Raw genomic sequence first — 25,681 nt, 5'->3', positions numbered from 1 at the left:
CGGCGAACAGGAAAAGGATGATTATAGCGGACGGATCGATCGGCTCCCGCATGCAACCCGGCCGGGCCCTGTGCGACACTTCACCGTCATGTCGCTGACTCTTCCTTCCATTCTCGCCATCGCCCTCTACGCCGGCGGCGCCGCCTTGCTGGCTGCTCCGCTGACGGGTTGTCCGCGCTCGCCGCGGCGGCTCGGCCTGGCGACGGCAACGGTGGCGGTCCTGCTGCACGCAGCGGTCCTGCTGGGAGCGCATGGCGGCCGGCTCGACCTGCACTTCTTCGCCGCGCTGTCGCTGGTGGCCTGCGTGGTGGCTGCGCTGACCCTGCTGGTGAACCTGTCGCGACCGGTCGCCGGGCTGGGCGTGATCGTGTTTCCGCTGGCTGCACTGTTGCTGGCGCTGGACGTGTTCCTGGCGCCGCCGACCGTGCCCAGGCCCATGGACTGGCAGATCCAGTTGCACGTGGTGATCGCGCTGCTTGCCTACAGCGTGCTGTCCATCGCCGCGGTACTCGCCCTGCTGCTGGCGGTGCAGGAGCGCGCGCTGCGCGCGCGCCGGCCAGGCATGCTGGTTCGCGCCCTGCCGCCGCTGACCCAGACCGAAGCCTTGCTGTTTCGCCTGATCGGCGCCGGATTCGCGCTGCTCACCCTGACCTTGCTGAGCGGCTTCCTGTTCATCGCCAATATCCGTGCGCAACACCTCGTGCACACCACGGTGCTCAGCGTCGTGGCATGGCTGATCTTCGGGGCCTTGTTGTGGGGTCGCTGGCGCCATGGCTGGCGCGGGCGCAGCGCCGTCAACCTCACCCTGATCGGCATGGCGGTGCTGGGGCTGGCGTTCTTCGGCTCGAAATTCGTGCTGGAAGTGATCCTGCAGCGCACGATGGGCTGAATCCGCCCGCGACCGGTTCTAGCGGCAGGCGTCGATCGCCTCTCCCAGCCGCTCCACACCGATCACTTCCATCTCGCCGACCCTGCCCTTCTTCGGCGCATTCGCCTTGGGCACGATCGCGCGGCGGAAGCCGTGATGGGCCGCTTCCTTGAGCCGCTCCTCGCCATTGGGCACCGGACGGATCTCGCCGGACAGGCCCACTTCGCCGAAGGTGACCATGTGCTCCGGCAGCGGGCGATCGCGCAGGCTGGACAGCACCGCCAGCAGCACCGGCAGATCGGCCGCGGTTTCCTGCACGCGGATACCGCCGACCACGTTGACGAACACGTCCTGGTCGTACGCGGCCACGCCGCCATGCCGATGCAGCACGGCCAGCAGCATGGCGAGACGGTTCTGTTCCAGGCCCAGGGTGACCCGACGCGGATTGCCCAGCGAGGACTGGTCCACCAGCGCCTGCACCTCGACCAGCAACGGGCGGGTGCCCTCGCGAGTCACCATCACCGCACTGCCGGAAGTCGGGCTGCTGTGCGAGGAAAGGAAGATCGCCGACGGATTCGGCACCTCGCGCAGGCCCTTGTCGCTCATCGCGAACACGCCCAGCTCGTTGACCGCGCCGAAGCGGTTCTTGAACGCGCGCAACACGCGAAAACGGCTGCCCGATTCGCCCTCGAAATACAGCACCGCATCGACCATGTGCTCGAGCACGCGCGGCCCGGCGATGCCGCCCTCCTTGGTCACGTGGCCGACCAGGAACACTGCCGTGCCGGTCTCCTTGGCGAAGCGAGTGAGCTTGGCGGCCGACTCGCGCACCTGCGACACCGAACCGGGCGCGGCGGCCAGCAATTCCGTCCAGATGGTCTGGATCGAGTCGATCACCAGCACCTTCGGCCGCGTGGCCATGGCCTGTTCGAGAATCCGTTCGATGCAGGTCTCGGCCAGCGCCTGCAGCGGCTCCAGCGCCAGGCCCAGGCGCTGCGCGCGCGCGGCCACCTGCGAAAGCGACTCCTCGCCGGTGACGTAGACGCTGGGCAGCTGCAGACCCAGCGTGCCAAGCACCTGCAACAGCAGGGTCGACTTGCCGATGCCCGGATCGCCGCCGATCAGCACCACCGAACCCTGCACCAGACCGCCGCCCAGCACGCGGTCCAGCTCGCCGATGCCGGTCAGCGTGCGCGCGTCGGCGGTCAGCATCACTTCGGTCAGCGGCGTGATCTTCGGCGCGCCCGCAGCGGCGCCGGCATAGCTGGAACGCTGTGCACCTGCCGACGCCTTGCCCGCCGTGGCCGGCTCCAGCACGATCGCGCTGAGCGTGTTCCACACCCCGCACTCGACGCACTGTCCCTGCCACTTGCTGTGCTCGGCGCCGCATTCGGTGCAGACGTAGGCGGTCCTGGCTTTGGCCATGCGGATTTCCCGAGTGAAGCGACAGAGGACAACGAGTTTAGTGCGCGACCATCGCAGGCGGCGAGACGCGCGCGGCGCGCAACGATGTCAGCCTTCATCCTCGACGAACAGCACACGGCGGGTCATGCCGCAAGTGAGGTCGTAGGAGATCGTGCCGGCCGCGGCAGCGATCGTTTCGACCGGAAGCTGCGGCCCCCACAGCGTCACCCGGTCGCCGATCGTCGCGTCGGGTGCGCCGCGCAGGTCGAGCGTGATCAGGTCCATCGAGACCCGGCCGATCAATGCCACGCGGCGATCGCCGACGAGCACCGGCGTGCCGGCGGCGGCACTGCGCGGGTAGCCGTCACCGTAGCCGACCGCGGCCACACCGACCGGCATGTCCTCGGGACAGGCCCAGGTGCCGTTGTAGCCGATGCGCTCGCCTCGGCCGATGCGGTTGATCGCGATCAGCCGGGTGGACAGCGTCATCGCCGGGCGGAAGCCGAAATCGCCACCATGCCTGCCCTCGACGACCGACAAGCCGTACAGCAATCCGCCGGTGCGCACCCAGTCGCCGCGCGCGTCGGGCCAGCCGAGCACCGCGGCGGAATTGGACAGCGAGCGCGGGCCGGCGAACGAGTCCGTCACCGCCGCGAAACGGGCGATCTGCGCCGGCGTCTGCGGGCCGTCGAACACCTCCGAATCGGAAAAATGCGTAAGCAGGCCTATCTCGGGATCGACGCCGGCCATCGCGGCCAGCTGCGCATGCACCGCCGCGACACGCCCGGGCGCGAAGCCCAGCCGGTGCATGCCGCTGTCGACCTTCAGCCACACCCGCAGCCGCCCGCGCACCGGCGCCATCGCGGCCAGCCATGGCAACTGCGCCTCGTGGTGGATGGTCGCTTCCAGCTGCAGCCGCTGCATCTCGGCGAGGTCGCCCGGCTTGTCCGGCCCGGACAACACCACGATGCGCTGCCGATGCCCCGCCGCGCGCAGGCGCAGGCCATCGCCCAACGCCGCCACCGCAAAGCACTCGGCCTCGCCATCCAGCGCACGCGCCACCCGCTCCAGCCCATGCCCGTAGGCATCGGCCTTGACCACCGCCATCACCTTCGCCGGCGCCGCCATGGCCTTGAGCCGCGCCAGATTGTGGCGCAGCGCACCGAGATGGATGGTGGCGACGGTGGTGCGGCTCATGGGGCTTCGCCAGGGAATCGGGAATGGGGAATAGGGAATGGGAACAGCACGTGGCCTCGAGACATGCCCTGATGTTCCGGACCTGGCAAACACACCGGAATGCCCCGGATATTGCAGGCGCTTCTCGATTCCCTATTCCCCATTCCCGATTCCCTGCCTCAATCAAACCCGCCCACGAACGAGTCCGGTGCGTAGTTCACGAACTTGGTGTAGTGGCCGAGGAAGGTCAGTTTGCAGGTGTCGGTGGGGCCGTTGCGCTGCTTGCCGATGATGATTTCGGCGATGCCCTTGTCCTGCGATTCCTTGTTGTAGTACTCGTCGCGGTAGATGAACATGATCACGTCGGCGTCCTGCTCGATGGCGCCGGACTCGCGCAGGTCGGACATCATCGGGCGCTTGTCGGCGCGCTGTTCCAGCGAGCGGTTCAACTGCGACAGGGCGATCACCGGCACGTTCAGCTCCTTGGCAAGCCCCTTCAGTGAACGCGAGATTTCTGAAATTTCGGTGGCGCGATTCTCCGTGTTGCCGGGCACCTGCATCAGCTGCAGGTAGTCGATCACGATCAGGCCGAGACCGCCGTGCTCGCGATGCAGCCGGCGCGCGCGCGAACGCAACTCCACCGGCGACAGGCTGGGCGTGTCGTCGATGAATATCTTGGCGTCGGACAGCAGCGCGATGGCATTGGAGACGCGCGGCCAGTCCTCCTCCTCCAGCGTGCCGTTGCGCAGATGCTGCTGGTGGATGCGGCCCACCGAGGAGATCAGGCGGAATGCAAGCTGCGAGGAGGACATCTCCATCGAGAACACCACCACCGCCTTCTTGCTGCCCAGCGCCGCAGTCTCGGCGATGTTCAATGCGAAGGCCGTCTTGCCCATCGAGGGGCGCGCGGCCACGATGATCAGGTCCGACGGCTGCAGGCCGGAGGTGAGCTCGTCCAGGTCGGTGAAGCCGGTGCTGACGCCGGTAAGCTGGCCGCGGTTCTGGTAGCGCTCGGTGAGCAGCTTGAAGGCATCCTTCACCGCCTCGCGCATCGAGACGGAATCCTTCTTGCCGCGGGCGCCGGATTCGGCGATGTGGAACACGCGCTGCTCGGCGCTTTCCAGCACCTCGTGCACGCTCTTGCCTTCGGGCCGGTAGCCGTCCTCGGTGATCGAGGTGCCGGCGTCGATCAGCTGGCGCAGTACCGACTTCTCGCGCACGATCTCGGCATAGGCGGCAATGTTCGCCGCGCTGGGCGTGCTGTTGGCCAGCTCGATCAGGTAGCCGGCCCCGCCGACCATCTCGGCCAGGCCATTGCTCTCGAACCAGTCGCCCAGGGTCACCGCGTCGCACGGCATGCCCTTGTTGGCCAGCTCGTTGATCGCGCGCCAGATCAGCCGGTGATCCTTGCGGTAGAAATCGTCCTCGGCCAGCCGGTCGGCGACGTTGTCCAGCGCGCCGGGGGCCAGCATCAACCCGCCCAGCACCGCCTGCTCCGCGTCGATGGAATGCGGCGGCACCCGCAACGCCTCGATCGCCGCGGAGGAGGATTTGCGCTCTGGGACGAAGGACATCGGATTACCTCGGGAACGACCCCGCCACCGGCGCCGCAGGCGCCGACCGCAGGTGGGCGGACATGTCGACACATCATGCGCGGCCGCGTCTCACGCGTCGAGACAACAACTCTGTGGATATGTTGGGGATGGCTGGGGATAAAGCCGGGAATGGGGAATCGGGAGTGGTAAATCGAAGGCAGCGGCCAGGCCGTTTCCGATGCCCTGTTCCCCATTCCCGGCCCTCGAAAAACAAACGGGCGCCTCGCGGCGCCCGGACGTTTCCGATGGACCGGAACTTACTTGTCGCTGACCACGATCACCTTGACGGTGGTGTGCACGTCGGCGTGCAGGTGCACGGCAACCTCGAACTCGCCGGTGGTGCGCAGCGGGCCTTCGCCCAGGATCACTTCGCCCTTGTGGACGGCGTGACCTTCGGCGGCCAGGGCCTCGGCGATGTCGCGCGGGCCGACCGAACCGAACAGCTTGCCCTCGGCACTGGCATGTGCCGGGATCGTCACCGCCACGTCGGCGAGCTTGGCCTTGCGCGCTTCGGCGTCGGCCAGCACGGAGTTGGCCTTGGCCTCGTACTCGGCGCGACGCTGCTCGAATGCGGCCAGGTTGGCGGCATTGGCGCGCGCGGCCTTGCCCTGCGGCAGCAGGTAGTTGCGGCCGTAACCCGGCTTCACGGTGACCTTGTCACCCAGGTTGCCGAGATTGCGGACTTTCTGCAGAAGAATGAGTTCCATGATGCTTTCCTGTTCGTTAGCGCCGGTGTGGCCCGACGCAGCCAGAGGACGGTTGTCCGAATTGAGGGAATAGGGAATGGCGAATAGGGAATAGAAAAGGCGGTACGACTGAACAACCGATTCTCTATTCCCTACTCCCTATTCCCTCGACGTCCTCAGACGTCGTGGTTGTCGGTATACGGCAGCAGCGAGAGGAAGCGCGCGCGCTTGATCGCGGTGGCCAGCTGGCGCTGGTAGCGCGCCTTGGTGCCGGTGATGCGGCTGGGCACGATCTTGCCGTTCTCGGTGACGTACTGGCGCAGGGTGTTGAGATCCTTGTAGTCGATCTCCTTCACGTCTTCGGCAGTGAAGCGGCAGAACTTGCGGCGGCGGAAAAACTTGGACATGTGGGTGCTCCCTGATCAGTCGTCGCTGTCGCGATCGTTGTCGGCGTGGCCATGGCCACGGCTCTCGCCATCGTTGTCGTCGTCGCGGCGACGGCTGGACTTGGCGTCGTCCTTTTCCTTCGACTTCAGGATGAAGGACGGCTCGATGTCGGCCTCGTCACGACGGATCACCAGGTGGCGCAGCACGGCGTCGTTGAAACGAAAGCCGGACTCCAGCTCGTTCAGCGCGTTCTGGCTCACTTCGATGTTGAGCAGCACGTAGTGTGCCTTGGCCAGGTTGACGATCGGGTAAGCCAGCTGGCGCCGGCCCCAGTCTTCCAGGCGGTGGATCTTGCCGCCGTCGGCCTCGATCAGCGACTTGTAGCGCTCGAGCATGGCGGGGACCTGCTCGCTCTGGTCCGGATGGACCATGAATACGACTTCGTAATGACGCAGGGTCATCGTGGGTTGACTCCTTGTGGATGCGGCCAAAGCGGCCTGGCAGCCTCCCGTCAGTGCGGTGAGGCAAGTGTCCCGCCCGTGCCCTTTCGGGTGCAGACAGAAGCGGAATTGTACGATGACGCACAACGGCCACGCAAGTCATTGAAAAGCCTGCGCGCCGGGCAGAGGCGCTCAGCTGACGGTGAAGCTCTCGCCGCAGCCGCACTCGCCGGTGGAGTTCGGGTTGTGGAACACGAAGCTGGCGTTGAGCCCGTGGCGCTGGAAGTCGATGACGGTGCCGTCGACCAGGGCCAGGCTCTTGTCGCTGACGATCAGCGGCACGCCGTCCACCTCCAGCAGCCGGTCACCCTCGTCCATCGACTCGGCCAGGTCGACCACGTAGGCAAACCCCGAACAGCCGGTGCGCTTGACCCCGAAGCGCACGCCTGCCGCCGCGGGCGTCGAGGCGAGGAAGTGGCGCATGCGTTCGTTGGCAGCGGGGGTGATGCTGATGCTCATGGCAGGCGGATTCGATCTCGTGAAATGGGCGGCAGGTGTCGCGACCCGGGCAAGCCCTACATTATCATGCGGGTTTGGCTCCGCGCGCCGCGCGGGCGCCCACCATCCAGCGCACCGACCGGTGCGCAAGCAGCAGGAGTTCCAATCCATGGCCGTGGTCAGTGTGAAGCAGGCGTTGTCGGGCAGCATCGATGCCGGCAGCCAGGTGACCGTGCGCGGCTGGGTGCGCACGCGCCGCGATTCCAAGGCCGGCCTGTCCTTCGTCAACGTCACCGACGGCTCCTGCTTCGACCCGATCCAGGCGGTAGTGCCGGCCACCCTGGCCAATTACGAGAGCGAGGTGAAGCACCTCACCGCCGGCGCGGGCGTGATCGTCACGGGCACCCTGGTGCCCTCGCAGGGCAAGGGTCAGCGTTTCGAGATCCAGGCCGGCGAGGTGATCGTCACCGGCCTGGTCGACGACCCGGAGACCTACCCGATCCAGCCCAAGCAGCACTCGATGGAGTTCCTGCGCGAGGTCGCCCACCTGCGCCCGCGCACCAATCTGTTCGGCGCGGTGACGCGCGTGCGGCACACGATGATGACGGCGATCCATCGCCACCTCACCGAGCAGGGCTTCTTCTGGATCAACACGCCGATCATCACCACGTCGGATGCCGAAGGCGCCGGCGACATGTTCCGGCTGTCCACGCTGGACCTGGCCAACCTGCCGCGCCTGCCCGACGGCAAGATCGACTTCCGCAAGGACTTCTTCGGCCGCGAGGCGTTCCTCACCGTGTCCGGCCAGCTCAACGTCGAGGCCTATTGCCTGGCGATGAGCAAGGTGTACACCTTCGGTCCCACTTTCCGCGCCGAGAATTCCAACACGGCGCGCCACCTGGCCGAGTTCTGGATGTGCGAGCCGGAGATCGCCTTCGCCGACCTGGCCGCCAATGCCGACTGCGCCGAGGGCTTCCTCAAGGCGATCTTCAAGGCCGTGCTGGACGAACGCCCCGACGACATGGCGTTCTTCGCCGAACGCGTGCAACCGGATGCGATCAGCCGGATGGAGGCATTCATCGCCAAGCCGTTCGAGCGCATCGACTACACCGACGCGATCGAGATCCTGAAGAAGTCCGGCGAGAAGTTCGAATACCCGGTGGCTTGGGGCATCGACCTGCAGACCGAGCACGAACGCTACCTCGCCGAGAAACATGTCGGCCGCCCCGTGGTCGTGATGAACTACCCCGAGGCGATCAAGGCGTTCTACATGCGCTTGAACAATGACGAGAAGACCGTGGCCGCGATGGACGTACTCGCGCCCGGCATCGGCGAGATCATCGGCGGCAGCCAGCGCGAGGAACGGCTGGATCATCTGGACCGCCGCATGATCCAGTTCGGCCTCGATCCGGCCAGCTATGGCTGGTACCGTGACCTGCGTCGCTACGGCACGGTGCCGCACGCCGGGTTCGGCCTCGGCTTCGAGCGCCTGCTGGTCTACATCTGCGGCCTGTCCAACATCCGCGACGCCATCCCCTACCCGCGTGCCGCCGGCACCGCCGAGTTCTGACGCCCATGTCGTACCGCTTCGCCGCCCTTGCCGCCGTGTTCACCGCCGCCCTCGCGCTGACCGGCTGCCATGCCGCCAAGGCGTTGCTGCCGCCCAACCTGCGGCCGCCCGCGGAGGACCCCGGCGATCCGCTGAAGATCGCCCAACTGCATCTGCAGCAGGCCACGCCCTGCTGCAGCAGCTTCGCCGATTTCTCCTACCGCAGCCTGCTGCCGTGGCAGCCGCAGAAGTTCACCCTGGGCAGCGGCAGCATGGTCGCCAACCTCAACGGCACCAAGAGCTATTTCCTCGCCTTCCGCCTGCCCACCGGCATGAAGCTGCCGTACCGGGTGGCGCTGAAATCGGAATTGAACGGACGCTGGCTGCATGCCAGCTACCTGTTCGCGCCCACCATCGTGCTGCTCGACGACGGCTTCCAGCCGATCCGCTTCGACGACATCCGCCTGTGCGAACACATGGGCTGGAGCGACGAAACCAGCGGGGCCTTCGGCAGTTTCAAGATCGACAGCGACAAGGCCCACTACCTGCTGGTCTACAGCTCGGCCGACCAGCAGTCGGGCAAGACCTACTGGGAGCAGTCGCCGGCCTCGCTCTCCAACGCCACCACTGCGGCCACCCTGAAGATGAACTCCAGCGGCAGCTTCAGCATCCCGCACGGGCCGGACGGGTCGCTGTGGATCGGCATGATGAACTCCGTCTACCAGAAAGCCATCGACAACGCGGTGTGCGGCGAAGCACCCCACGGCGACGGCCTGCTGAACGAGTTGCCGCTGCCCTGGAGCGGGAAACGCGGCAGTTCGTCGTGATCGTGCTGTACCTGGCGTTGCTGGTCGCCGGGGTGGGCCTGTTTGTGCTGTCGTTCGTGGCGCAATACCGATTGGCCACGCTGTTGCGACGGCGTTATCCGCAACACTGGCAAATCATCGCGGCAGCCGACCACGCGCGGCCCTCCGCCTGGCGCCGCTGGGCGCGAATGCAGCAGGTGCTGCGCTCGCCGGCACTGCCGGCGCTGGGCGACCGCTCGATCGACCGCTGGCGCCACCTGTGGCGACTGGGTCCCTGGCTAGGCTGGCTGTGCTGGCTGGGCGCGCTGGCCACGCGTCTCTCCTCCTGACCCCTCACCGAGGAAGAACCCCATGCAACTGGATCTGAGTGGACGTCATGCGCTGGTCTGCGGCGCTTCCCAGGGCATCGGCCGTGCCTGCGCGATCGAGCTGGCCCTGCTCGGCGCCAACGTCACCGTGCTTGCGCGTCGCGCCGAAGTGCTGGCCGAGGTGGTCGGCTGCCTGCCGCACACCGACGGCGCGCAGCACCACGACCTGCTGGTCGCCGATGCGGGCGACACCGGCAGCCTGCGCGAACGGGTCGAAGCCCTGGTCGCGGCGGCGCCGGTGCACATCCTGGTCAACAACAGCGGCGGACCGCCGCCGGGCAGCATCCTCGACGCCACGCCGCCGCAATTCCTCGATGCCTTCGGCCAGCACCTGCTGGCCAATCACACGCTGGCGCAGGTGGTGATCCCCGGCATGCGCGACGCCGGCTGGGGCCGCATCGTCAACATCATCTCCACCTCGGTGAAGGAGCCGCTCTCCGGCATCGGCGTCTCCAACACCACCCGCGGCGCGGTGGCGAGCTGGGCCAAGACCCTGGCTGGCGAACTGGCGCCGCTGGGCATCACCGTCAACAACGTGCTGCCGGGCTCCACCCACACGCCGCGGATCGAGCAGATCGTGCGGGTACGGGCGCAGAAGTCGGGGCGCAGCGAAGTGGAAGTCGCTCGCGAGATGGCCGCGGAGATTCCGATGGGCCGCTTCGCCGATCCCGCGGAAACCGCCGCCGCCGTCGCCTTCCTCGCCTCCCCGGCGGCCAGCTACATCACCGGCACGAGCCTGCCGGTCGACGGTGGGCGCATGCGCTCGCTCTGAGCGACCAGACCCGCCAGCAGCCCGACTGAAGCCCGGCCCATCCAGCGCGTCGCGCGCCCTGCGTACGGTCGCGTTCGGTGCAATTGTCGCGTGCTGGACTTAAGATGACGCGGATGTCCACTCCGCGCCTAGCCAACCTGATCGACGGCCGCCTGCGGGCGCCCATTAGCGACAGCTGGCTCGACGTGCACGAACCCGCCACGGCGGGCGTGTTGACCCAATGCCCGGATTCCGATGCCGCCGATGTCGGGGCCGCCGTGGCCGCCGCCAGTCGCGCAGCAACCGCCTGGGCGGCCACGCCGATCGAGCAACGGGCGCACTTGCTGCACCGCCTGGCCGACCTGATCGAGGCGCGGCTGGAGGAGTTCGCTGCGCTGGAATCGCGCGACAGCGGCAAGCCGCTCGCCCTCGCGCGCCGCCTCGACATCCCGCGCGCGGTGAGCAACCTGCGCTACTTCGCCGCCGCGATCACCGGCTGGGGCAGCGAGTCGCATGCGATGGAAACGGGCACGCCGGGCGCCGGCGCCATCAACTACACCTTGCACCAGCCGCTCGGCGTGGTCGGTTGCATAAGTCCGTGGAACCTGCCGCTGTACCTGTTCACCTGGAAGATCGCGCCGGCACTGGCGGCCGGCAACACGGTGGTGGCAAAGCCCTCGGAGATCACGCCGTGCACTGCCGCCCTGCTGGGCGAGCTGAGCATCGAGGCCGGCTTTCCGCCGGGCGTGCTGAACATCGTGCACGGGCTGGGGCCACAGGTCGGCGAGGCCATCGTGGCGCATCCGGCGGTCAAGGCGGTGTCGTTCACCGGCTCCACGCGCACTGGCGCGGCCATCGCTGCCGTCGCGGCACCGGCGTTCAAGAAAGTCTCGCTGGAGATGGGCGGAAAGAATCCGGCGATCGTGTTCGCCGATGCGGATCTTTCCGACGCCAACCTCGACACCATCGTGCGCTCGGGCTTCGCCAACCAGGGCGAGATCTGCCTGTGCGGCTCGCGCTTGCTGGTGCAGCGCTCCATCTACGACGCGTTCCGCGAACGCTACCTTGCGCGCGTGCAGGCGCTGCGCGTGGGCGATCCGGACGACGCACGCAGCGACCTCGGCGCCATGGTGTCGCGGGCGCACTACGACAAGGTGCTCGGCTGCATCGCACAGGCCCGCGCCGAGGGCGGGCGCGTGCTGTGTGGCGGCGCGGCGGTTGCCGTGCCGGGCCGCTGCACCGGCGGCTGGTTCATCGCGCCGACCGTGATCGAAGGGCTGCCCTCTTCGGCGCAGACCAACCAGCAGGAAATCTTCGGCCCGGTGGTCGCGCTGATCCCGTTCGAGGACGAAGCCGAGGCGCTGGCGATCGCCAACGACAGCCACTACGGACTGGCCGCGTCGCTGTGGACGCAGGATCTTTCCCGCGCGCACCGGCTGGCCGGGCAACTCGAATTCGGCATCGTGTGGATCAACTGCTGGTTGCTGCGCGACCTGCGCACGCCGTTCGGCGGCGCCAAGCAATCGGGCGTCGGCCGCGAGGGTGGTGCCGAGGCGCTGCATTTCTTCACCGAACCGAAAAACGTCTGCATCGCGTACGGTGCCAGCCCCTGATACGCCGCGCCACCCGTCCGAAACGCCTGGAACCTCGATGAACTCACTGAACGATCTGCTTGCCAACAACCGCCGCTGGGCCGATCAGGTCACCACGCAGGACCCGACCTTTTTCGAGAAGTTGTCGCAGCAGCAGGCGCCGCAGTATCTGTGGATCGGCTGCTCGGATTCGCGCGTGCCGGCCACCCAGATCGTCGACCTGCCGCCGGGCGAGATCTTCGTGCATCGCAACGTCGCCAACGTGGTGGTGCACACCGACCTCAACGCGCTCAGCACGATCCAGTTCGCGGTGGACGTGCTCAAGGTCAAGCACATCCTGGTCGTCGGCCACTACGGCTGCGGCGGCGTCGGCGCGGTGTTGAAGGAGAGCCGCCTCGGCCTGATCGACAACTGGCTGCGGCACATCACCGACATTGCCCTGAAGCACTCGGACAAGCTCGACCCGAACCAGTCGTTCGCCCTGCGCCACGCCCACCTGTGCGAGTTGAACGCGCTGGAACAGGCGCTCAACGTCTGCCACACCACGGTGGTGCGTGAAGCCTGGGAGCGTGGTCAGCAACTGGCCGTGCACGCGTGGATCTACGGCCTGGACAACGGTCACATGCACGACCTGGGGCTGGACGTGCGCGGCCGCGAACAGTTGCCCGAAGCCTATGAGCAGGCGGTGGCCCAGCTGACCCGCCGCTGGACCGGCGGCGCATGAGCGGCGCGGGTATCCGCACCGACGCCGCGCCGCAACCGGTGGGCGCCTATCCGCACGCGCGGCGGGTCGGAGATTTGCTGTTCCTGTCCGGCGTCGGCCCGCGTCAACCGGGCAGCAATGCCATTCCCGGCAACGTCCACGACGCGGATGGCCGTCTGCTCGACTACGACATCGAGGCGCAATGCCGACAGGTGTTCGCCAACGTGCGCGCCGTGCTGGAAGCCAGCGGTGCGCAGTGGACCGATCTCATCGACGTCACCGTGTTCCTGACCGACATGGCGCGCGACTTTGCGACCTACAACCGCCTCTACGCGGAATATTTCGCCGGCGTCGACGCCTGCCGCACTACGCTGGGCATCCACAGCCTGCCCACGCCGATCGCGATCGAGCTCAAGTGCATTGCCGCGCTGCCGGCACAAAAAAACCCGCCGACCTGAGTCGGCGGGGCACTGAAGCCAGAACCTTTCCAGGCCGGCGCGGGATCAGCCCGCGGTCGGCGTGGCGGCGGCCTTCTTGTGGCTCTTGTGATGCTTGTGGGTCTTGTGGTGCGTCGTCGTGTGCGCAGCGGCTTTCGGCGCAGCTTCGGTCGCCGGGGCGGCCTTGGTTGCCACGGCAGCCTGCGCCGCGGGGGCGGCGGCCTGCGGGGCAGCAGCCTGGGCCAGCACGGAGCCGGAAAGCGCCACGCCCGCAACCAGCAGGGAGGCAATCAGAACATTACGCATCATGGTGACAAACCTCGGAGAAGAAATGCCGCGAGCCCGGCCGGAACCCGGCGCCTCGGGTGGCGCGACGGCAAGACAATGCGGCGCACAGGACATACGGCTGCTGAATGCAGCAGGCCATTTCGGTGCGCCGGATCGCGCCGGATCTTGACAGTCGAAAAACGCTCCGGCCGCCGGCAATTTCTTGCGTTCAGTCCAGACAGGTGCGCAACAAGGATTCGATCAACGCCTGCACCTGCGACGCCTTCGACGCGTCATAGGCAAAGCTCGCCTCGTCCATGTAGTTGAGCTGCACCAGCTCCAGTTGCACCGCCTGCACGCCGGCGTCCGGGCGACCGTAATGACGGGTGATGTAACCGCCCTTGAAACGCCCGTTGATCGCAACGCTGAAGCGCGACTGCGCCTGCAGGCCATCGGCCAGGCGCATCTGCAGGGCGGCATCGCAGCTCGCCCCGTTTGCCGTGCCGAGGTTGAAATCCGGCAGCCTGCCCTCGAACAGCATCGGCACTCGACTGCGGATCGAATGGCCTTCCCACAGCACCACGCGGCCGTGTTCGGCCCGCAACCGCGCAAGTTCCTGCGCCAATGCATCGTGGTAAGGCTGCCAGTACTCGTTTATCCGCCGTTGAACTTCGGCCGCGTCGGGCGCATCGCCGTCGCAGTACAAGGGCTCGCCATCGAAGCCGATCAACGGCACCAGGCCGGTCTCGCGCTGGCCCGGATACAGCGCATGGCCATCGGCAGGCCGATTGAGGTCGACCACGTAACGCGAGGCGGCAGGTTTCAGCACGCTGGCGCCCAGCGCCTCGGCCAGCGGCTCGTACAACCGCGCCACGTGCCAATCCGTATCGGGCGAGCGCCGCGCGGCCGGGGGCATGCGCGCGGCGATGTCGGCGGGAATGAAGCTGCCATCGTGCGGCAGGCTGATCAGCAGGGGTACGCGGCCCCGGTGCAAGGTGAACGTGTCCATGGGGGTAGTCTAAGGGCCGGGATCAGGGTTGGGGAGTCGAAAGCCAAAGCCCGCATGCGGCCGCTCCCCCGAATCCCGAGTCTTCGATCGCGGCCACTAATCCATCAACACCAGCTCTTCCGCCGAGGTCGGGTGGATCGCCACCGTGGCATCGAGATCGCGCTTGCGGATGCCGCGCTTCAGGGCTACCGCGAACCCTTGCAGCATCTCGTCGGCACTCGCGCCCAGCAGATGAATGCCGACGACGCGTTCGTCCTCGCCAACGCACACCAGTTTCATCAGGCTCTGCTCACGCTTGCCCACCAGCGCCCAGGCCATGGGCGTGAAGCGGCTGCAGTGGATGCGCACCGCGTCGCCGTGGCGCTCGCGGGCCTCTTCCTCGGTGAGGCCGACGCGACCCAGCGGTGGCTTGGAGAACACCACGCTGGGGATGTTGCGGTAATCCAGCCGCGACTCGTCCTGCCCGCCGAACAGGCGGTCGGCGAGCGCGCGCCCGGCGGCCACCGCCACCGGGGTCAGCGCATGCCGGCCGGTGACGTCGCCCACCGCGTGGATGCCCGCGACGTTGGTGTCCTGCCAGGCATCGGTCGTGACGTGGCCCTTGTCGTCCCGCTTCACGCGGACAGTATCCAGACCCAGCGATTCGGTGTTCGGCACGCGCCCCACCGCCCACAGCACCGCGTCGTAGGGACCTCGCGTGCCGGCAACGGCAGCGTCGTCCAGCACGATGCCATCGTCGGTGCGACGTGCGCCGCGCACGTCGGTGTCCAGCTGCACGGCGATGCCCTGGCCATGCATGTGTTCGCGCAGGGCGCGCACCAGTTCCGCGTCGAACCCGCCGAGCAGGCGCTCGCGCGCCAGCATCTCGACACTGCAGCCGAGCGCCCGCAGCAAGCCGGCGAACTCCGACGCCACGTAACCGCCGCCGACGATCGCCACGCGCGCGGGCGCGGCGTCGAGCGCGAAGATGTCGTCCGACACCAGACCCAGATCGAAGCCGGGGAGATCCAGCCGACGCGGCCGTGCGCCGGTGGCGATCACCACGTGCGGCGCCTGCGCACGGTGGCCATCGGCCAGCTCCACCGTGTCCGTCGCGACGAATCGCGCGGCTTGCCGCACAAGCTCGACACCGGCCTGCTCCAGCCGTTCGGCATAGCGACGGTCGATGCCTCCGATGTAGGCCACGCGCACCTCGCGAAAGTGCCGCCAGTCCAGCGGCCCGGGCTGTGCATCGAACCCCAGCGCTGTCGCCCAGCGCTGCTCCTGCGCCCATTGCGCGGCGATCCACATGGCCTTCTTCGGCACGCAGCCGCGATGGACGCACGTGCCGCCCAGTTCTCGCGGCTCGACCAGGGCCACGCGGGCACCATGCCTGGCTGCGCGAAAGGCCGTGGCCAGGCCGCCGGAACCGGCGCCCAGCACGATCAGGTCATGGCTTGCCGTCATCGCATGCTCCTCGGCGTTCGTGGGAGGCGCCGACGGATGGCGCCGCGATCGCTACAGCCCGAAACGCGCGGGTGCGTAGGGGGTGGCGTCGAGCAGCGCCGGCGTGCCGGCCAGCAGCGACGCCACCAGTTCACCGGTGGCCGCCGACATGCTCACCCCCAGCATGCCATGGCCGGTGGCCAGGCACAGATTGGTCCAGCGCGTGCTGGGGCCGATGATCGGCACTTCGTCGACGCTCATCGGTCGCCAACCCCACCATTCCTCCAACAACCGGCCACCGGCCGGTTCGCGCAGGTTCGCGGCGGCGCCGCGGCGCAGCGCCTCCAGACGGGTGCGATTGAGCCCGGTGCGGTAGCCGGAGAACTCCATCGTGCTGCCCAACCGGAAACCGTCGCTCCAGCAGGTGACGCAGACGGAAGGTTCGCGCAGGCTCAGCGCACGGCGCGGCGCCAGCGCGGGACGATCCCAGGTGATCGAATAACCCTTGCCCGGCTGCATCGGCAGGCGCAGCTCCAGTTGTCGTGCCAGCAGCGGCGACCACGCGCCCAGCGCCATCACGATGCGCTCGCCGCGGAACGCGCCGCGAGAAGTGCGCACGCCGGTGATCCGCGTACCGTCGGTGATGAAGCCCTCGATGCACGCACCGCTCTCGATCGTGCCGCCGCGTTCGAGCACGCGGCGCGCCAGCTCGGCCGCGTAGCGGTCCGGCCGCAGCGAGGCATCCTGCGGATGCAGCACGCCGCCGGCCACGCCCGGCTTCAAGGCCGGCTCCATCGCCTCGACCTCGGCGCCGTCCAGGCGCTGCACCGTCACGCCGAGTTTTTCCAGCAGCGCCGCATGCCCCTTCTCGTCCGCCTGGCGCAGCCGGTCCGTGCGGTAGACATGCAAGGTACCCTGCTCGCTGAACTCGCAGTCGAGCCCTTCGTCACGCACCAGCTCGCCGAGCAACCGGCGCGAGCGCTGCAGGATCGCCAGCCGCGCATGGGTCGCCGCATGGAAGTCGCTCCAGTTGCAATGGCGCGCGAAACCCAGCAGCCAGCGCAGCCGCGGCCCGTCCAGGCGCGGGTCGAGATACAGCGGCGCGTCGGCGTGGGCGATCGACCGCAACGCCACGCCGATCATTCCCGGCATGGCCAGCGACGCCGCATGGCTGGGCGTGATGGTGCCGCAGTTGCCGTGCGAACTGCCGCAACCGGGCGTGCCCTGCTCCAGCACGCGCACGCTGGCACCGGCCTTGCGCAGTTGCAGCGCACAGGCCAGCCCGATGACGCCGCCACCAAGGATCAACACATCGTCGCGATCCGAATCCATCGACGGATTGTAACCAGCTGCGCCGATACCGCGGCATGGCCACAACTGCACCAACTTGTGAGAACTTTCTTCCAACCCATTGATTTGATAACCTCAGCCCGACTCAAGCCGGGACCCCGCCATGCGCATGGACCGAACACGCCGCGTCACGTCGATCGCCGCCGCCCGGCGCATGACGCACGCCTTGCTGCTCGGCGCCATGCTCGCGTTGCTGGCCGCTTGCGCCAGCGCGCCGCACCATCGCGAGCCGACCTACAGGACTTCGCATTCCGCGCTGGCCGACCTGCCGCCACGCGCACCGTCAGCCGCCAGCGCGGGCGAAGCCAACGACATCCTGTTCCGCGCGATCGGCCTGGTGGGCACGCCTTATCGCTGGGGCGGCAACACGCCGGCCGGCGGCTTCGACTGCAGCGGGCTGGTCGATTACATCTACCGCACGGCGGCCGGCATCGCCCTGCCACGCACCTCGCACGCCATGGCCTCGATGCGCGCGCACAAGGTGAAGCGCATGACCCAGTTGGCCAGCGGCGACCTGGTGTTCTTCGACATCGGCGGCAGCATCAGCCACGTCGGCGTGTACGTCGGCAAGGGGCGTTTCGTGCATGCGCCGAACAGCGGTGGCACGGTGCGGCTGGACGACATCGACGGGCCGTACTGGGGCGATCATTTCGCGTACGGGAAGCGGGTGCTGGATTGAGGGGCGACACGGGCCGGAACCCTGCAGGAGCGCACCCTGTGCACGATGCCTTTCGTTACGCGGCGAAGATCGTCGCGCACAGGGTGCGCGCCTGCACGAATTGCCGGCCCTCATCCGGACCTCTCACCCGCAGTGGGACTTCCGCGGGTCGCCCGGGCTACCCCTCTCCAACGCTCCCGTGGAAGGGAGAGGGCCAACGAATGACGGCGCCCGAGGGCGCCGTCATTGCCTTGATTCGATATCCCCTGCTCAGTGCTCCGCACTGCCCGGCGGATGGGCATGGCCGTGCTGGAGTTCTTCCTCGGTGGCCTCGCGCACCTCGCCGATGGCGACATCGAAATGCAGGTCCTTGCCGGCCATCGGATGGTTGAGATCCACGTCGATCGTGCTCATGCCGACCTTGTGCACGGTGACGGCGCGCTGGCCGCCCTGCTTCAGCTGCAGCACGGTGACCATGCCGGGCTTGAGTCGGCTGGCCTGCGGGAAGTACTTCTTGGACATGCGCTGGATCTGGCCTTCCTGGCGCTCGCCGTAGGCGTCCACGGCGGCCACGTCCACCGCGAGATTCTCGCCGGCTTCGTGGCCTTCCAGGGCGGCTTCCAGACCGGGAATCAGCTGGCCGTGGCCAAGCAGCACCCACAACGGCTCGTCGCGGTCGTGCGAGCTTTCGACCTTGTCGCCGGCCACCGTCAGCGTGTAGTGCAGGGAAACCACCTTGTCCTTTCCAGCTTTCATCATGTGTCTCGCAAGAGGGCGCAAACCGGCGATTCTATCAGGAGTGCGACCTGCCAAAGCGCGTACCGCGCACCTCCGGCCCCAGCCAGGCCAGCAGCGCCAGCGCGACGGCGACCACGGCCATCCACCCCGCCATCACCAGCGCATAGTTGCCGCCGCTGCGGTCGGCCAGCCACGATTGCGCGGTGGCCGTGCTCGCGGCCAGAAGATTGCCCAGCTGGTAGGCGAAGCCGGGCAAGGTGCCGCGCACGTCGTCGGGCGACAACTCGTTGAGGTAGGCCGGCACGATGCCCCAGGCCCCCTGCACCATCACCTGGATGAGGAACGCGCCCAACCCGAGCAGCACCAGCGAGCCGCCATGCGTCCACAGCGGAATGCACGGCAAGGCCAGCAGCGCCGCCACGATCATCGCCCGCCGCCGGCCGATGCGTTCGGACCAGGCGCCGAAGCTCAGACCACCGAGGATGGCGCCTGCGTTGAGCAGCATCGTCAGCACGGTCACTGCGCCGACCTGCAGGTGCAACTGCGATTTGAGGAAGGTCGGATACATGTCCTGCGAGCCATGGCTGAACATGTTGAACGCCATCATCAGCAACATCATGTACAGCAGTCGCTTCCATTGCCCGCGCATCGAATCGCGCAGGCTCCGCCGCTGCCTGCCCACCTGTCCCGCCTGCCACACCGGCGACTCGGGCACCTTGCTGCGCAGATACAGCACCAGCAACGCCGGCAGCACGCCAACGACGAACATCGCGCGCCAGCCCAGGCCCAGCACGTCGAATACCACCCAGTAGGCGATCGCGCCGAGAAAGTAGCCGCACGGGTAGCCGCTCTGCAGCAGCCCGGAAACCATGCCGCGGGAACGCGCCGGGATGCTCTCCAGCGCCAGCGAAGCGCCGATGCCCCACTCGCCGCCCATCGCGATGCCGAAGGCGAAGCGCAGCACCAGCAACACGGTCAGCGTCGGCGCGAAGGCGCAGGCGAGTTCCAGCAACGAGAACAGCAGCACGTCGAACATCAGCACCGGCCGGCGCCCGTAGCGATCGGCCAGCCTGCCGAACAGCAGAGCGCCGAGCGGGCGGGCCGCCAGGGTCAGCAAAATGCCCAGCGTCACCTCGGTCTTGTGCACGTGGAAATCGTCGGCGATGTCGCCCAGCACGAACACCAGCAGAAAGAAGTCGAACGCATCCAGCGTCCAGCCCAGGAAGCTCGCCGCCACCGTATGCCGCTGGATGACATCGAGTTGGCGCAGGGGTGCAAACCATGACATCGCGGAACTCCAGGGAGCGGCCGTCGGCCAGCGCTGCGCACGGTATGCACGAGGCCGGCCCGCCACGCAACCCCGCACCGTCCCGGCAAGCTTGCTAGGCTGGCCGCATCTTCGGCACGCGGGACGCGCATGGACCGTCACACCCGGCAACGCATCGCCCGGCTCTATCAGGGCAGCCTGCAGCGTGGCTATGTGCGCGGCAAGCTGGCCAGCGACCCGGTCTACGCGGCCGTGGCGGCGCGGATCGACGGCACCGCATTGCCGCTGCTGGACATCGGTTGCGGCATCGGCCTGCTGGGCCAGTACCTGCACGCGCAAGGCCACCACCAGCCCTACCTCGGGCTGGACCACGACCCGCGCAAGATCTTGGCGGGCCAACGTGCGGTGCAACGCGCGGGACTCGATGCCATGATGCGGCTGCAACAGGCCGACGCCGCCGAACTGCCCGCGCAGCAGGGCCATGTCGCCCTGCTCGACGTACTGCACTATCTGCCCGCCGTGCGCCAGCCGGCCCTGCTGCGGGACGCCGCCCGGCACCTGTCGCCGCAGGGCTGCCTGATCATCCGCAACGTACTGCGCGAGGCCAACTGGCGCTTCCACGCCACCCGCGTGGAGGAGTTCTTTCTGCATGCTTCCGGCTGGATTTCCGGCGGTGCGCAGCATTATCCGAGTGCCGGCGAATTGCGCGAGCCACTCGAGCAGGCGGGGCTGGAGGTGCGCATCGAGCCGTTGCGTGGGCGCACCCCGTTCAACAGCTACCTGGTGGTGGCGCACCACCCGCGCTGACTCCTGCCCGAAGGGGCAGACGCCGGCGCGTCGAATCCGCTATACTTGTCGGGCCGTCGTCTTCACGATGGCAGCGGCACCTGCCGCCCCCTTCCCTTTGCTTCGCAACACGGTATGAACACTCCGGGTTGCCCAGGAGTGTTTCATGTCCTTCGATTCGCTGGGCCTTGCGCCCGCGTTGTTGCGTGCGCTCGCCGATTACGGCTACGCCAATCCCACCCCGATCCAGGCCGCGGCGATCCCGCCGGCGCTGGAAGGTCACGACCTGCTCGCCGCCGCCCAGACCGGCACCGGCAAGACCGCCGCGTTCGCCCTGCCCCTGCTGCAGAAACTGTCGACCAGCGGGCAGACCATGACCCGCCGCCCGCGCGCACTGATCCTCACCCCCACCCGCGAGCTGGCCGCGCAGATCCACGAGAACATGCGCGACTACGGCAAGCACATCCACGTCAGCGCCACCACCATCTTCGGCGGCGTCGGCATGGGTCCGCAGATCAATGCGCTGCGCCGCGGCGTGGACATCGTCATTGCCACCCCGGGCCGGTTGATCGACCACCTGCAGCAGCGCACGCTCGACCTCTCCGCGGTGGAAACGCTGGTGCTGGACGAAGCCGACCGCATGCTCGACATGGGCTTCCTGCCGGCGCTGAAGCGCATCCTGCAGGTGGTGCCGAAGAAGCGCCAGACCCTGCTGTTCTCGGCCACCTTCGCACCGGCGATCAAGACGCTGGCGATGGAGTTCATGCACAACCCGCGCGAGATCTCGGTCTCGGCGCCGAACACCGTGACCGCCCTGGTCAGCCACCAGGTGCACCCGGTGGACGCCTCGCGCAAGCGCGACCTGCTGCTGCACGTGCTGTCGCAGGACAGCCGCCGCCAGAGCCTGGTGTTCAGCCGCACCAAGCACGGCGCCGACAAGCTGGTCACCTACCTCAACGCCTCGGGCCTGCGCAGCGCCGCGATCCACGGCAACAAGAGCCAGAACGCGCGCACGCGCGCCCTCAGCGATTTCAAGAGCGGCCGCGTCACCGTGCTGGTCGCCACCGACATCGCCGCGCGCGGCATCGACATCGAGCAGTTGCCGATCGTGATCAACTTCGACCTGCCGTCGGTGGCCGAAGACTACGTGCACCGGATCGGCCGTACCGGCCGCGCCGGCATGGAAGGCCTGGCGCTGTCGCTGGTCAGCCATGACGAATCCGGCTTGTTGTTCGACATCCGCAAATTGCTCAAGCAGGACATCGCGATCACCGCCGTGGCCGGTTACGAGCCGTCCGCCCCGCTGCGACTGGATGCCGGCGCGCCGCGTCCGAAGCAGGGTGGCGGCGGTCAGCGCCAGCAGTCGCGGGCACCGCGCCAGGGCAAGCCCGCCGGCGCGGCACGGCCGAACGGCTACGCGCCGCAGGGCCGCGGCGATCACGCCGCCGGCAACCAGCGCCGCCGCAACAACCGGCGCCCGGCGGCCAAGGCCTGAGCAAGCCGACACGCGCCGAGTCTCCCGCGGCAGGAGCCCGCTTGCGGGCGATGCTCTTTTCCTCGCGGCTCCGGGGCAACGGTATCGCCCGCGAGGGGGCTCCTACAGCAAACCCAGCGCCCCGGCGTGGTGCCGCAGGTGGTCGTCGATGAAGCTGGTGATGAACCAGTAGCTGTGGTCGTAGCCGGCGTGCCGGCGCAGCAGCAGGGCCTGTCCGGATTCGGCGCAGGCCTGGTCGAACAGTTCCGGTTTCAGCTGCGCTTCGAGGAAGCCGTCGGCCTCGCCCTGGTCGATCAGGATGGTGCCGGGAAAGGTCTGCCGCCGCACCAGTTCGCAGGCATCGTGCGCGGCCCAGGCCGCCGGGTCGTCGCCCAGGTAACGCGGCAGCGCCTTGCGCCCCCACGGCACCTGGCTGGGGGCCACGATCGGGGCGAAGGCCGACACCGAGCGATAGCGTGCAGGGTTGTTCAAGGCCAGGGTCAGCGCGCCGTGGCCACCCATCGAATGGCCGCAGATGCCGCTGCGCGCGAGGTCGGCCGGGAAATGGGTGCCGACCAACGCGGGCAGTTCGTCGACGACGTAGCTGGCCATGCGGAAGCGCGTCGACCACGGTGCCTCGGTGGCGTCGAGGTAGAAGCCGGCGCCTTCGCCGAACTCCCAGTCGCCGGTGGCGCCGTCGAAGCCGGTATCCCGCGGGCTGGTATCGGGCATCACCAGGATCAGGCCCAGTTCGGCCGCCAGCCTTTGCGCGCCGGCCTTGATCGTGGCGGTTTCCTCGGTGCAGGTGAGGCCGGCCAGGAAATACAGCACCGGACACTGCTGCCGCGCCGCCTGCGGCGGCTGGTAGACGGCAAAGCGCATGGGGCCGGCACAGGCATGCGATTCATGCCGATAGAAGCCCTGCACGCCCGCATGCAGGCGCTGTTCGGAAATCGTTTCGATGGCCATGGCTTTGTACTGTCCTGGTCGCGCGAACCGCCAGCATACTTGGCCGCCACGATGGCAGCCCGTTCAGGCTTGCCGGCCACGCGCGTCGGCAGAGACTGGTAGAATCCGCCCCTTGCGCGTCTCATTCACGGCGCTGCGTTCCGCTCCGAGGTTTCCCCATGTCATCCCCCACTTCCGACCACGCCCCGGTCCCGTCCGGCTTTGGCGCGCTGGCACTGCACCCCGACGTTCAGCGCGTGCTGGCCGACGTCGGCTACGAGTCGCCCTCGCCGATCCAGGCCGCCACCATCCCGCCGCTGCTGGAAGGCCGCGACGTGCTGGGCCAGGCGCAGACCGGCACCGGCAAGACCGCCGCGTTCGCCTTGCCGATCCTCTCGCGCATCGAGCGCCGCGCCGGCAAGCCGCAGGCGCTGGTGCTGGCGCCCACGCGCGAGCTGGCGATCCAGGTGGCCGAGGCGTTCCAGACCTATGCCGCGCACGTCCCCGGCTTCCAGGTGCTGCCGATCTACGGCGGCCAGAGCTACGGCCCGCAACTGCATTCGCTCAAGCGCGGCGTGCACGTCGTGGTCGGCACGCCCGGCCGCGTGATCGACCATCTGGACAAGGGCACGCTGGACCTGTCGGAGCTGAAATTCCTGGTGCTCGACGAGGCTGACGAGATGCTGCGCATGGGCTTCATCGACGACGTCGAGAAGGTGCTGCAGGCCACCCCGCCCGGGCGCCAGGTCGCGCTGTTCTCGGCGACCATGCCGGTGCCGATCCGCAAGATCGCGCAGCGGCATCTGAAGGACCCGGTCGAAGTCACCATCAAGTCCTCGACCACGACCGCGGCGAACATCCACCAGCGCTACTGGTTCGTCAGCGGCATGCACAAGCTCGATGCCTTGACCCGCATCCTCGAGGCCGAGCCGTTCGACGCGATGATCATCTTCGCGCGCACCAAGCAGGCCACCGAGGAGCTGGCCGAGAAGCTGCAGGCGCGCGGCCTGGCCGCCGCCGCGATCAACGGCGACATCGCCCAGGCACAACGCGAGCGGGTGATCCAGCAGCTGAAGGACGGCAAGCTCGACATCCTGGTCGCCACCGACGTGGCTGCGCGCGGGCTGGACGTGGAGCGGATCAGCCACGTGCTGAACTACGACATCCCGTACGACACCGAAAGCTACGTGCACCGCATCGGCCGCACCGGCCGCGCCGGGCGCAGCGGCGAGGCGATCCTGTTCGTCAGCCCGCGCGAGCGCGGCATGCTGCACGCGATCGAGCGCGCCACCCGCCAGCCGATCCAGCAGATGCAGTTGCCGTCGGTCGAGGTGGTCAATGATGTACGCATCGGCAAGTTCAAGCAGCGCATCAGCGACATGCTGGCGCAGGGCGACCTCGGCCAGTTCCAGCAGCTGATCGAGCAGTACGAGCAGGAACACAACGTGCCGGCGGTCGAGATCGCCGCCGCGCTGGCGCGCATCGCCCAGGGCGACCAACCGCTGCTGCTGGCGCCGCCGCCCAAGCGCGAGAAGTACGAGCCGGCCACGCGCGAACACAAGCCGCGCGAGCGCGACGGTGCCAGCCGCACGGCCCGCGAGCACAAGCCGCGCAGTCACGAGGGCGCGCCACCGCGCGAGTTCGCGGCGCGCCCGCTGCGCGCGCATGCCACCGAACAAGGCAAGCGCACCTACCGCATCGAAGTCGGCCACGAGCATGGCGTCAAGCCGGGCAACATCATCGGCGCGATCGCCAACGAGGCAGGACTGGACAGCCAGTACATCGGCCGCCTCAGCATCCGCGACCACTACAGCCTGATCGACCTGCCCGACGGCATGCCGAAGGAGATCTTCGAGCACCTGAAGAAGGTGTGGGTGGTGCAGCAGCAGTTGCGCATCCACGAGTGGGACGGCAACGACACCGGCTCAGCGGCACCGCCCGCACACCACGCCCCCAGCCACAAGCCGGGCGGCCACAAACCCGGCGGATTCAGGCCAGGCGGCGCCAAGCCACGCACAGGCAGCAAGCCACCACCGCGCAAATAAGGCGCGCGCCCGACAGTCGAGGCCGCTCAGGCACTCTGCGGCAACGGCGGCTCGCCGGCATCGAAGGGGTCGAGCCAATCCTCCGGCTGCAGCACCGGCAAACCGTGCGCCAGGCGCGCCTTGTCGCACTGCGGGCTGGCCGCACCAAACTCCCACGAGGGCTGCACCTCGCGGCACACCGATGGCCGCAGCGGATAGATACCGCATTGCGCGGCCTCGCCCACCACGCCCTGCAAGGCGGTGCAACGCGGCTGTGCGGCCTGCGTGCCGCGCATCACGACGCGGTGCGGATCGAGTTTCTCGGTCAGCTCCGGCGGCACCTTGCCGCCCAGGAACGCCTCCGTCTCCGACCAATGGAAGGCCACGCGGAAATACGCGCAGCAGGCACCGCAACGCAAACAGGGATGCAGCATCGAATCGAACCCGGGCGCAGCTCATGGCGCACCCCGCGGCG

The 25,681-nt window shown here is 68.1% G+C and carries 27 protein-coding genes; 12 read left to right on the top strand and 15 right to left on the bottom strand.

Annotation, left to right across the window (positions count from 1 at the left end):
• Nucleotides 1-88: 88 nt before the first annotated feature.
• Nucleotides 89-889, top strand: a complete 801-nt coding sequence (locus ACVCL3_RS00230) for a cytochrome C assembly family protein (protein ID WP_447100138.1) — start codon at nt 89-91, stop codon at nt 887-889.
• An 18-nt stretch (nt 890-907) separates the two neighbouring features.
• On the opposite strand, the gene radA is transcribed toward ACVCL3_RS00230, so the two are convergent.
• The 7 genes from radA to ACVCL3_RS00195 form a co-directional block, all read right to left on the bottom strand.
• A complete protein-coding gene (gene radA / locus ACVCL3_RS00225; RefSeq protein ID WP_447100137.1) occupies nt 908-2,293 on the bottom strand; it encodes a DNA repair protein RadA in 1,386 nt (461 codons plus the stop codon).
• Nucleotides 2,294-2,380: 87 nt separating this feature from the next.
• The gene (alr, locus tag ACVCL3_RS00220) at nt 2,381-3,469 is read right to left on the bottom strand and encodes an alanine racemase (protein WP_447100136.1); all 1,089 of its coding nucleotides are present in this window, start codon (nt 3,467-3,469) and stop codon (nt 2,381-2,383) included.
• Between the two features lie 158 nt (nt 3,470-3,627).
• The gene (locus ACVCL3_RS00215; protein ID WP_395119203.1) at nt 3,628-5,022 is read right to left on the bottom strand and encodes a replicative DNA helicase; all 1,395 of its coding nucleotides are present in this window, start codon (nt 5,020-5,022) and stop codon (nt 3,628-3,630) included.
• Nucleotides 5,023-5,300: 278 nt separating this feature from the next.
• Nucleotides 5,301-5,750 carry a 50S ribosomal protein L9 gene (gene rplI, locus ACVCL3_RS00210; protein WP_395119205.1) on the bottom strand — a complete coding sequence of 150 codons (450 nt, stop codon included), beginning with the start codon at nt 5,748-5,750 and terminating at the stop codon, nt 5,301-5,303.
• A gap of 155 nt (nt 5,751-5,905) precedes the next feature.
• Nucleotides 5,906-6,136 carry a 30S ribosomal protein S18 gene (gene rpsR / locus ACVCL3_RS00205; protein ID WP_007081973.1) on the bottom strand — a complete coding sequence of 77 codons (231 nt, stop codon included), beginning with the start codon at nt 6,134-6,136 and terminating at the stop codon, nt 5,906-5,908.
• Nucleotides 6,137-6,151: 15 nt separating this feature from the next.
• A complete protein-coding gene (rpsF, locus tag ACVCL3_RS00200) occupies nt 6,152-6,577 on the bottom strand; it encodes a 30S ribosomal protein S6 (RefSeq protein ID WP_395119207.1) in 426 nt (141 codons plus the stop codon).
• A gap of 171 nt (nt 6,578-6,748) precedes the next feature.
• Nucleotides 6,749-7,075 carry a HesB/IscA family protein gene (locus ACVCL3_RS00195; protein ID WP_136258380.1) on the bottom strand — a complete coding sequence of 109 codons (327 nt, stop codon included), beginning with the start codon at nt 7,073-7,075 and terminating at the stop codon, nt 6,749-6,751.
• 148 nt (nt 7,076-7,223) lie between these two features.
• Between ACVCL3_RS00195 and asnS the strand changes: the two genes are divergently transcribed.
• The 7 genes from asnS to ACVCL3_RS00160 all read left to right on the top strand — a co-directional run bounded on the left by asnS (nt 7,224) and on the right by ACVCL3_RS00160 (nt 13,281).
• Nucleotides 7,224-8,624 (top strand): asparagine--tRNA ligase, encoded by a 1,401-nt coding sequence (asnS, locus tag ACVCL3_RS00190; protein WP_447100135.1) that lies wholly within the window; start codon nt 7,224-7,226, stop codon nt 8,622-8,624.
• A gap of 5 nt (nt 8,625-8,629) precedes the next feature.
• The gene (locus ACVCL3_RS00185; RefSeq protein ID WP_395119213.1) at nt 8,630-9,430 is read left to right on the top strand and encodes a hypothetical protein; all 801 of its coding nucleotides are present in this window, start codon (nt 8,630-8,632) and stop codon (nt 9,428-9,430) included.
• A complete protein-coding gene (locus ACVCL3_RS00180; RefSeq protein ID WP_395119215.1) occupies nt 9,427-9,738 on the top strand; it encodes a hypothetical protein in 312 nt (103 codons plus the stop codon). The genes ACVCL3_RS00185 and ACVCL3_RS00180 overlap by 4 nt, the downstream gene beginning before the upstream one ends.
• A 22-nt stretch (nt 9,739-9,760) precedes the next feature.
• The gene (locus ACVCL3_RS00175; RefSeq protein ID WP_447100134.1) at nt 9,761-10,549 is read left to right on the top strand and encodes an SDR family oxidoreductase; all 789 of its coding nucleotides are present in this window, start codon (nt 9,761-9,763) and stop codon (nt 10,547-10,549) included.
• Nucleotides 10,550-10,662: 113 nt separating this feature from the next.
• Complete coding sequence (locus ACVCL3_RS00170; RefSeq protein ID WP_447100133.1) at nt 10,663-12,141, top strand: aldehyde dehydrogenase; 1,479 nt, start codon at nt 10,663-10,665, stop codon at nt 12,139-12,141.
• Between the two features lie 37 nt (nt 12,142-12,178).
• On the top strand, nt 12,179-12,844 hold the full coding sequence (gene can, locus ACVCL3_RS00165; protein WP_395119221.1) for a carbonate dehydratase: 666 nt from the start codon (nt 12,179-12,181) through the stop codon (nt 12,842-12,844).
• A complete protein-coding gene (locus ACVCL3_RS00160) occupies nt 12,841-13,281 on the top strand; it encodes a RidA family protein (RefSeq protein ID WP_395119223.1) in 441 nt (146 codons plus the stop codon). Before can ends, ACVCL3_RS00160 begins: the two co-directional genes overlap by 4 nt.
• A gap of 45 nt (nt 13,282-13,326) precedes the next feature.
• Here the strand turns inward: ACVCL3_RS00160 and ACVCL3_RS00155 are convergent, their stop codons facing one another.
• The 4 genes from ACVCL3_RS00155 to ACVCL3_RS00140 form a co-directional block, all read right to left on the bottom strand.
• The gene (locus tag ACVCL3_RS00155) at nt 13,327-13,569 is read right to left on the bottom strand and encodes a hypothetical protein (RefSeq protein WP_395119225.1); all 243 of its coding nucleotides are present in this window, start codon (nt 13,567-13,569) and stop codon (nt 13,327-13,329) included.
• Nucleotides 13,570-13,756: 187 nt separating this feature from the next.
• On the bottom strand, nt 13,757-14,536 hold the full coding sequence (gene hutG / locus ACVCL3_RS00150) for an N-formylglutamate deformylase (protein ID WP_447100132.1): 780 nt from the start codon (nt 14,534-14,536) through the stop codon (nt 13,757-13,759).
• A gap of 96 nt (nt 14,537-14,632) precedes the next feature.
• The gene (gorA, locus tag ACVCL3_RS00145) at nt 14,633-15,982 is read right to left on the bottom strand and encodes a glutathione-disulfide reductase (protein ID WP_447098629.1); all 1,350 of its coding nucleotides are present in this window, start codon (nt 15,980-15,982) and stop codon (nt 14,633-14,635) included.
• 51 nt (nt 15,983-16,033) lie between these two features.
• A complete protein-coding gene (locus tag ACVCL3_RS00140; RefSeq protein WP_447100131.1) occupies nt 16,034-17,293 on the bottom strand; it encodes an NAD(P)/FAD-dependent oxidoreductase in 1,260 nt (419 codons plus the stop codon).
• 172 nt (nt 17,294-17,465) lie between these two features.
• On the opposite strand from ACVCL3_RS00140, the gene ACVCL3_RS00135 reads away from it, so the two are divergent.
• Nucleotides 17,466-17,990 (top strand): C40 family peptidase, encoded by a 525-nt coding sequence (locus ACVCL3_RS00135; protein ID WP_395121408.1) that lies wholly within the window; start codon nt 17,466-17,468, stop codon nt 17,988-17,990.
• Between the two features lie 249 nt (nt 17,991-18,239).
• On the opposite strand, the gene ACVCL3_RS00130 is transcribed toward ACVCL3_RS00135, so the two are convergent.
• Nucleotides 18,240-18,725: an FKBP-type peptidyl-prolyl cis-trans isomerase gene (locus ACVCL3_RS00130; protein ID WP_395121409.1), complete on the bottom strand. Its 486-nt coding sequence runs from the start codon at nt 18,723-18,725 to the stop codon at nt 18,240-18,242.
• A 37-nt stretch (nt 18,726-18,762) separates the two neighbouring features.
• Nucleotides 18,763-19,995, bottom strand: coding sequence for an MFS transporter (locus ACVCL3_RS00125; RefSeq protein ID WP_447100130.1), 1,233 nt, complete (start codon nt 19,993-19,995; stop codon nt 18,763-18,765).
• Nucleotides 19,996-20,124: 129 nt separating this feature from the next.
• Here ACVCL3_RS00125 and ACVCL3_RS00120 point away from each other — a divergent pair, with 129 nt between their 5' ends.
• Both ACVCL3_RS00120 and ACVCL3_RS00115 read left to right on the top strand, forming a co-directional pair.
• The gene (locus tag ACVCL3_RS00120) at nt 20,125-20,781 is read left to right on the top strand and encodes a class I SAM-dependent methyltransferase (protein ID WP_447100129.1); all 657 of its coding nucleotides are present in this window, start codon (nt 20,125-20,127) and stop codon (nt 20,779-20,781) included.
• Nucleotides 20,782-20,926: 145 nt separating this feature from the next.
• On the top strand, nt 20,927-22,255 hold the full coding sequence (locus tag ACVCL3_RS00115; RefSeq protein ID WP_395119237.1) for a DEAD/DEAH box helicase: 1,329 nt from the start codon (nt 20,927-20,929) through the stop codon (nt 22,253-22,255).
• 102 nt (nt 22,256-22,357) lie between these two features.
• On the opposite strand, the gene fghA is transcribed toward ACVCL3_RS00115, so the two are convergent.
• A complete protein-coding gene (fghA, locus tag ACVCL3_RS00110) occupies nt 22,358-23,203 on the bottom strand; it encodes an S-formylglutathione hydrolase (protein WP_447100128.1) in 846 nt (281 codons plus the stop codon).
• 158 nt (nt 23,204-23,361) lie between these two features.
• Here fghA and ACVCL3_RS00105 point away from each other — a divergent pair, with 158 nt between their 5' ends.
• On the top strand, nt 23,362-25,227 hold the full coding sequence (locus tag ACVCL3_RS00105; protein WP_447100127.1) for a DEAD/DEAH box helicase: 1,866 nt from the start codon (nt 23,362-23,364) through the stop codon (nt 25,225-25,227).
• 26 nt (nt 25,228-25,253) lie between these two features.
• Here ACVCL3_RS00105 and ACVCL3_RS00100 read toward each other — a convergent pair whose 3' ends face one another.
• Entirely contained in the window at nt 25,254-25,640 is a 387-nt protein-coding gene (locus tag ACVCL3_RS00100; protein ID WP_395119243.1) for a YkgJ family cysteine cluster protein, read from the bottom strand.
• Nucleotides 25,641-25,681 lie beyond the last annotated feature (41 nt).

Source organism: Rhodanobacter sp. UC4437_H4, assembly GCF_052978425.1.
Note: the sequence above shows the minus strand (reverse complement) of the source record. Positions and strands in the feature narration are given on the sequence as shown.

Coding starts and splice junctions, on each gene's coding strand:
- ACVCL3_RS00230 (WP_447100138.1), top strand. CDS start 89: ATGTCGCTGACTCTTCCTTCCATTCTCGCCATCGCCCTCTACGCCGGC.
- radA (WP_447100137.1), bottom strand. CDS start 2,293: ATGGCCAAAGCCAGGACCGCCTACGTCTGCACCGAATGCGGCGCCGAG.
- alr (WP_447100136.1), bottom strand. CDS start 3,469: ATGAGCCGCACCACCGTCGCCACCATCCATCTCGGTGCGCTGCGCCAC.
- ACVCL3_RS00215 (WP_395119203.1), bottom strand. CDS start 5,022: ATGTCCTTCGTCCCAGAGCGCAAATCCTCCTCCGCGGCGATCGAGGCG.
- rplI (WP_395119205.1), bottom strand. CDS start 5,750: ATGGAACTCATTCTTCTGCAGAAAGTCCGCAATCTCGGCAACCTGGGT.
- rpsR (WP_007081973.1), bottom strand. CDS start 6,136: ATGTCCAAGTTTTTCCGCCGCCGCAAGTTCTGCCGCTTCACTGCCGAA.
- rpsF (WP_395119207.1), bottom strand. CDS start 6,577: ATGACCCTGCGTCATTACGAAGTCGTATTCATGGTCCATCCGGACCAG.
- ACVCL3_RS00195 (WP_136258380.1), bottom strand. CDS start 7,075: ATGAGCATCAGCATCACCCCCGCTGCCAACGAACGCATGCGCCACTTC.
- asnS (WP_447100135.1), top strand. CDS start 7,224: ATGGCCGTGGTCAGTGTGAAGCAGGCGTTGTCGGGCAGCATCGATGCC.
- ACVCL3_RS00185 (WP_395119213.1), top strand. CDS start 8,630: ATGTCGTACCGCTTCGCCGCCCTTGCCGCCGTGTTCACCGCCGCCCTC.
- ACVCL3_RS00175 (WP_447100134.1), top strand. CDS start 9,761: ATGCAACTGGATCTGAGTGGACGTCATGCGCTGGTCTGCGGCGCTTCC.
- ACVCL3_RS00170 (WP_447100133.1), top strand. CDS start 10,663: ATGTCCACTCCGCGCCTAGCCAACCTGATCGACGGCCGCCTGCGGGCG.
- can (WP_395119221.1), top strand. CDS start 12,179: ATGAACTCACTGAACGATCTGCTTGCCAACAACCGCCGCTGGGCCGAT.
- ACVCL3_RS00160 (WP_395119223.1), top strand. CDS start 12,841: ATGAGCGGCGCGGGTATCCGCACCGACGCCGCGCCGCAACCGGTGGGC.
- ACVCL3_RS00155 (WP_395119225.1), bottom strand. CDS start 13,569: ATGATGCGTAATGTTCTGATTGCCTCCCTGCTGGTTGCGGGCGTGGCG.
- hutG (WP_447100132.1), bottom strand. CDS start 14,536: ATGGACACGTTCACCTTGCACCGGGGCCGCGTACCCCTGCTGATCAGC.
- gorA (WP_447098629.1), bottom strand. CDS start 15,982: ATGACGGCAAGCCATGACCTGATCGTGCTGGGCGCCGGTTCCGGCGGC.
- ACVCL3_RS00140 (WP_447100131.1), bottom strand. CDS start 17,293: ATGGATTCGGATCGCGACGATGTGTTGATCCTTGGTGGCGGCGTCATC.
- ACVCL3_RS00135 (WP_395121408.1), top strand. CDS start 17,466: ATGACGCACGCCTTGCTGCTCGGCGCCATGCTCGCGTTGCTGGCCGCT.
- ACVCL3_RS00130 (WP_395121409.1), bottom strand. CDS start 18,725: ATGAAAGCTGGAAAGGACAAGGTGGTTTCCCTGCACTACACGCTGACG.
- ACVCL3_RS00125 (WP_447100130.1), bottom strand. CDS start 19,995: ATGTCATGGTTTGCACCCCTGCGCCAACTCGATGTCATCCAGCGGCAT.
- ACVCL3_RS00120 (WP_447100129.1), top strand. CDS start 20,125: ATGGACCGTCACACCCGGCAACGCATCGCCCGGCTCTATCAGGGCAGC.
- ACVCL3_RS00115 (WP_395119237.1), top strand. CDS start 20,927: ATGTCCTTCGATTCGCTGGGCCTTGCGCCCGCGTTGTTGCGTGCGCTC.
- fghA (WP_447100128.1), bottom strand. CDS start 23,203: ATGGCCATCGAAACGATTTCCGAACAGCGCCTGCATGCGGGCGTGCAG.
- ACVCL3_RS00105 (WP_447100127.1), top strand. CDS start 23,362: ATGTCATCCCCCACTTCCGACCACGCCCCGGTCCCGTCCGGCTTTGGC.
- ACVCL3_RS00100 (WP_395119243.1), bottom strand. CDS start 25,640: ATGCTGCATCCCTGTTTGCGTTGCGGTGCCTGCTGCGCGTATTTCCGC.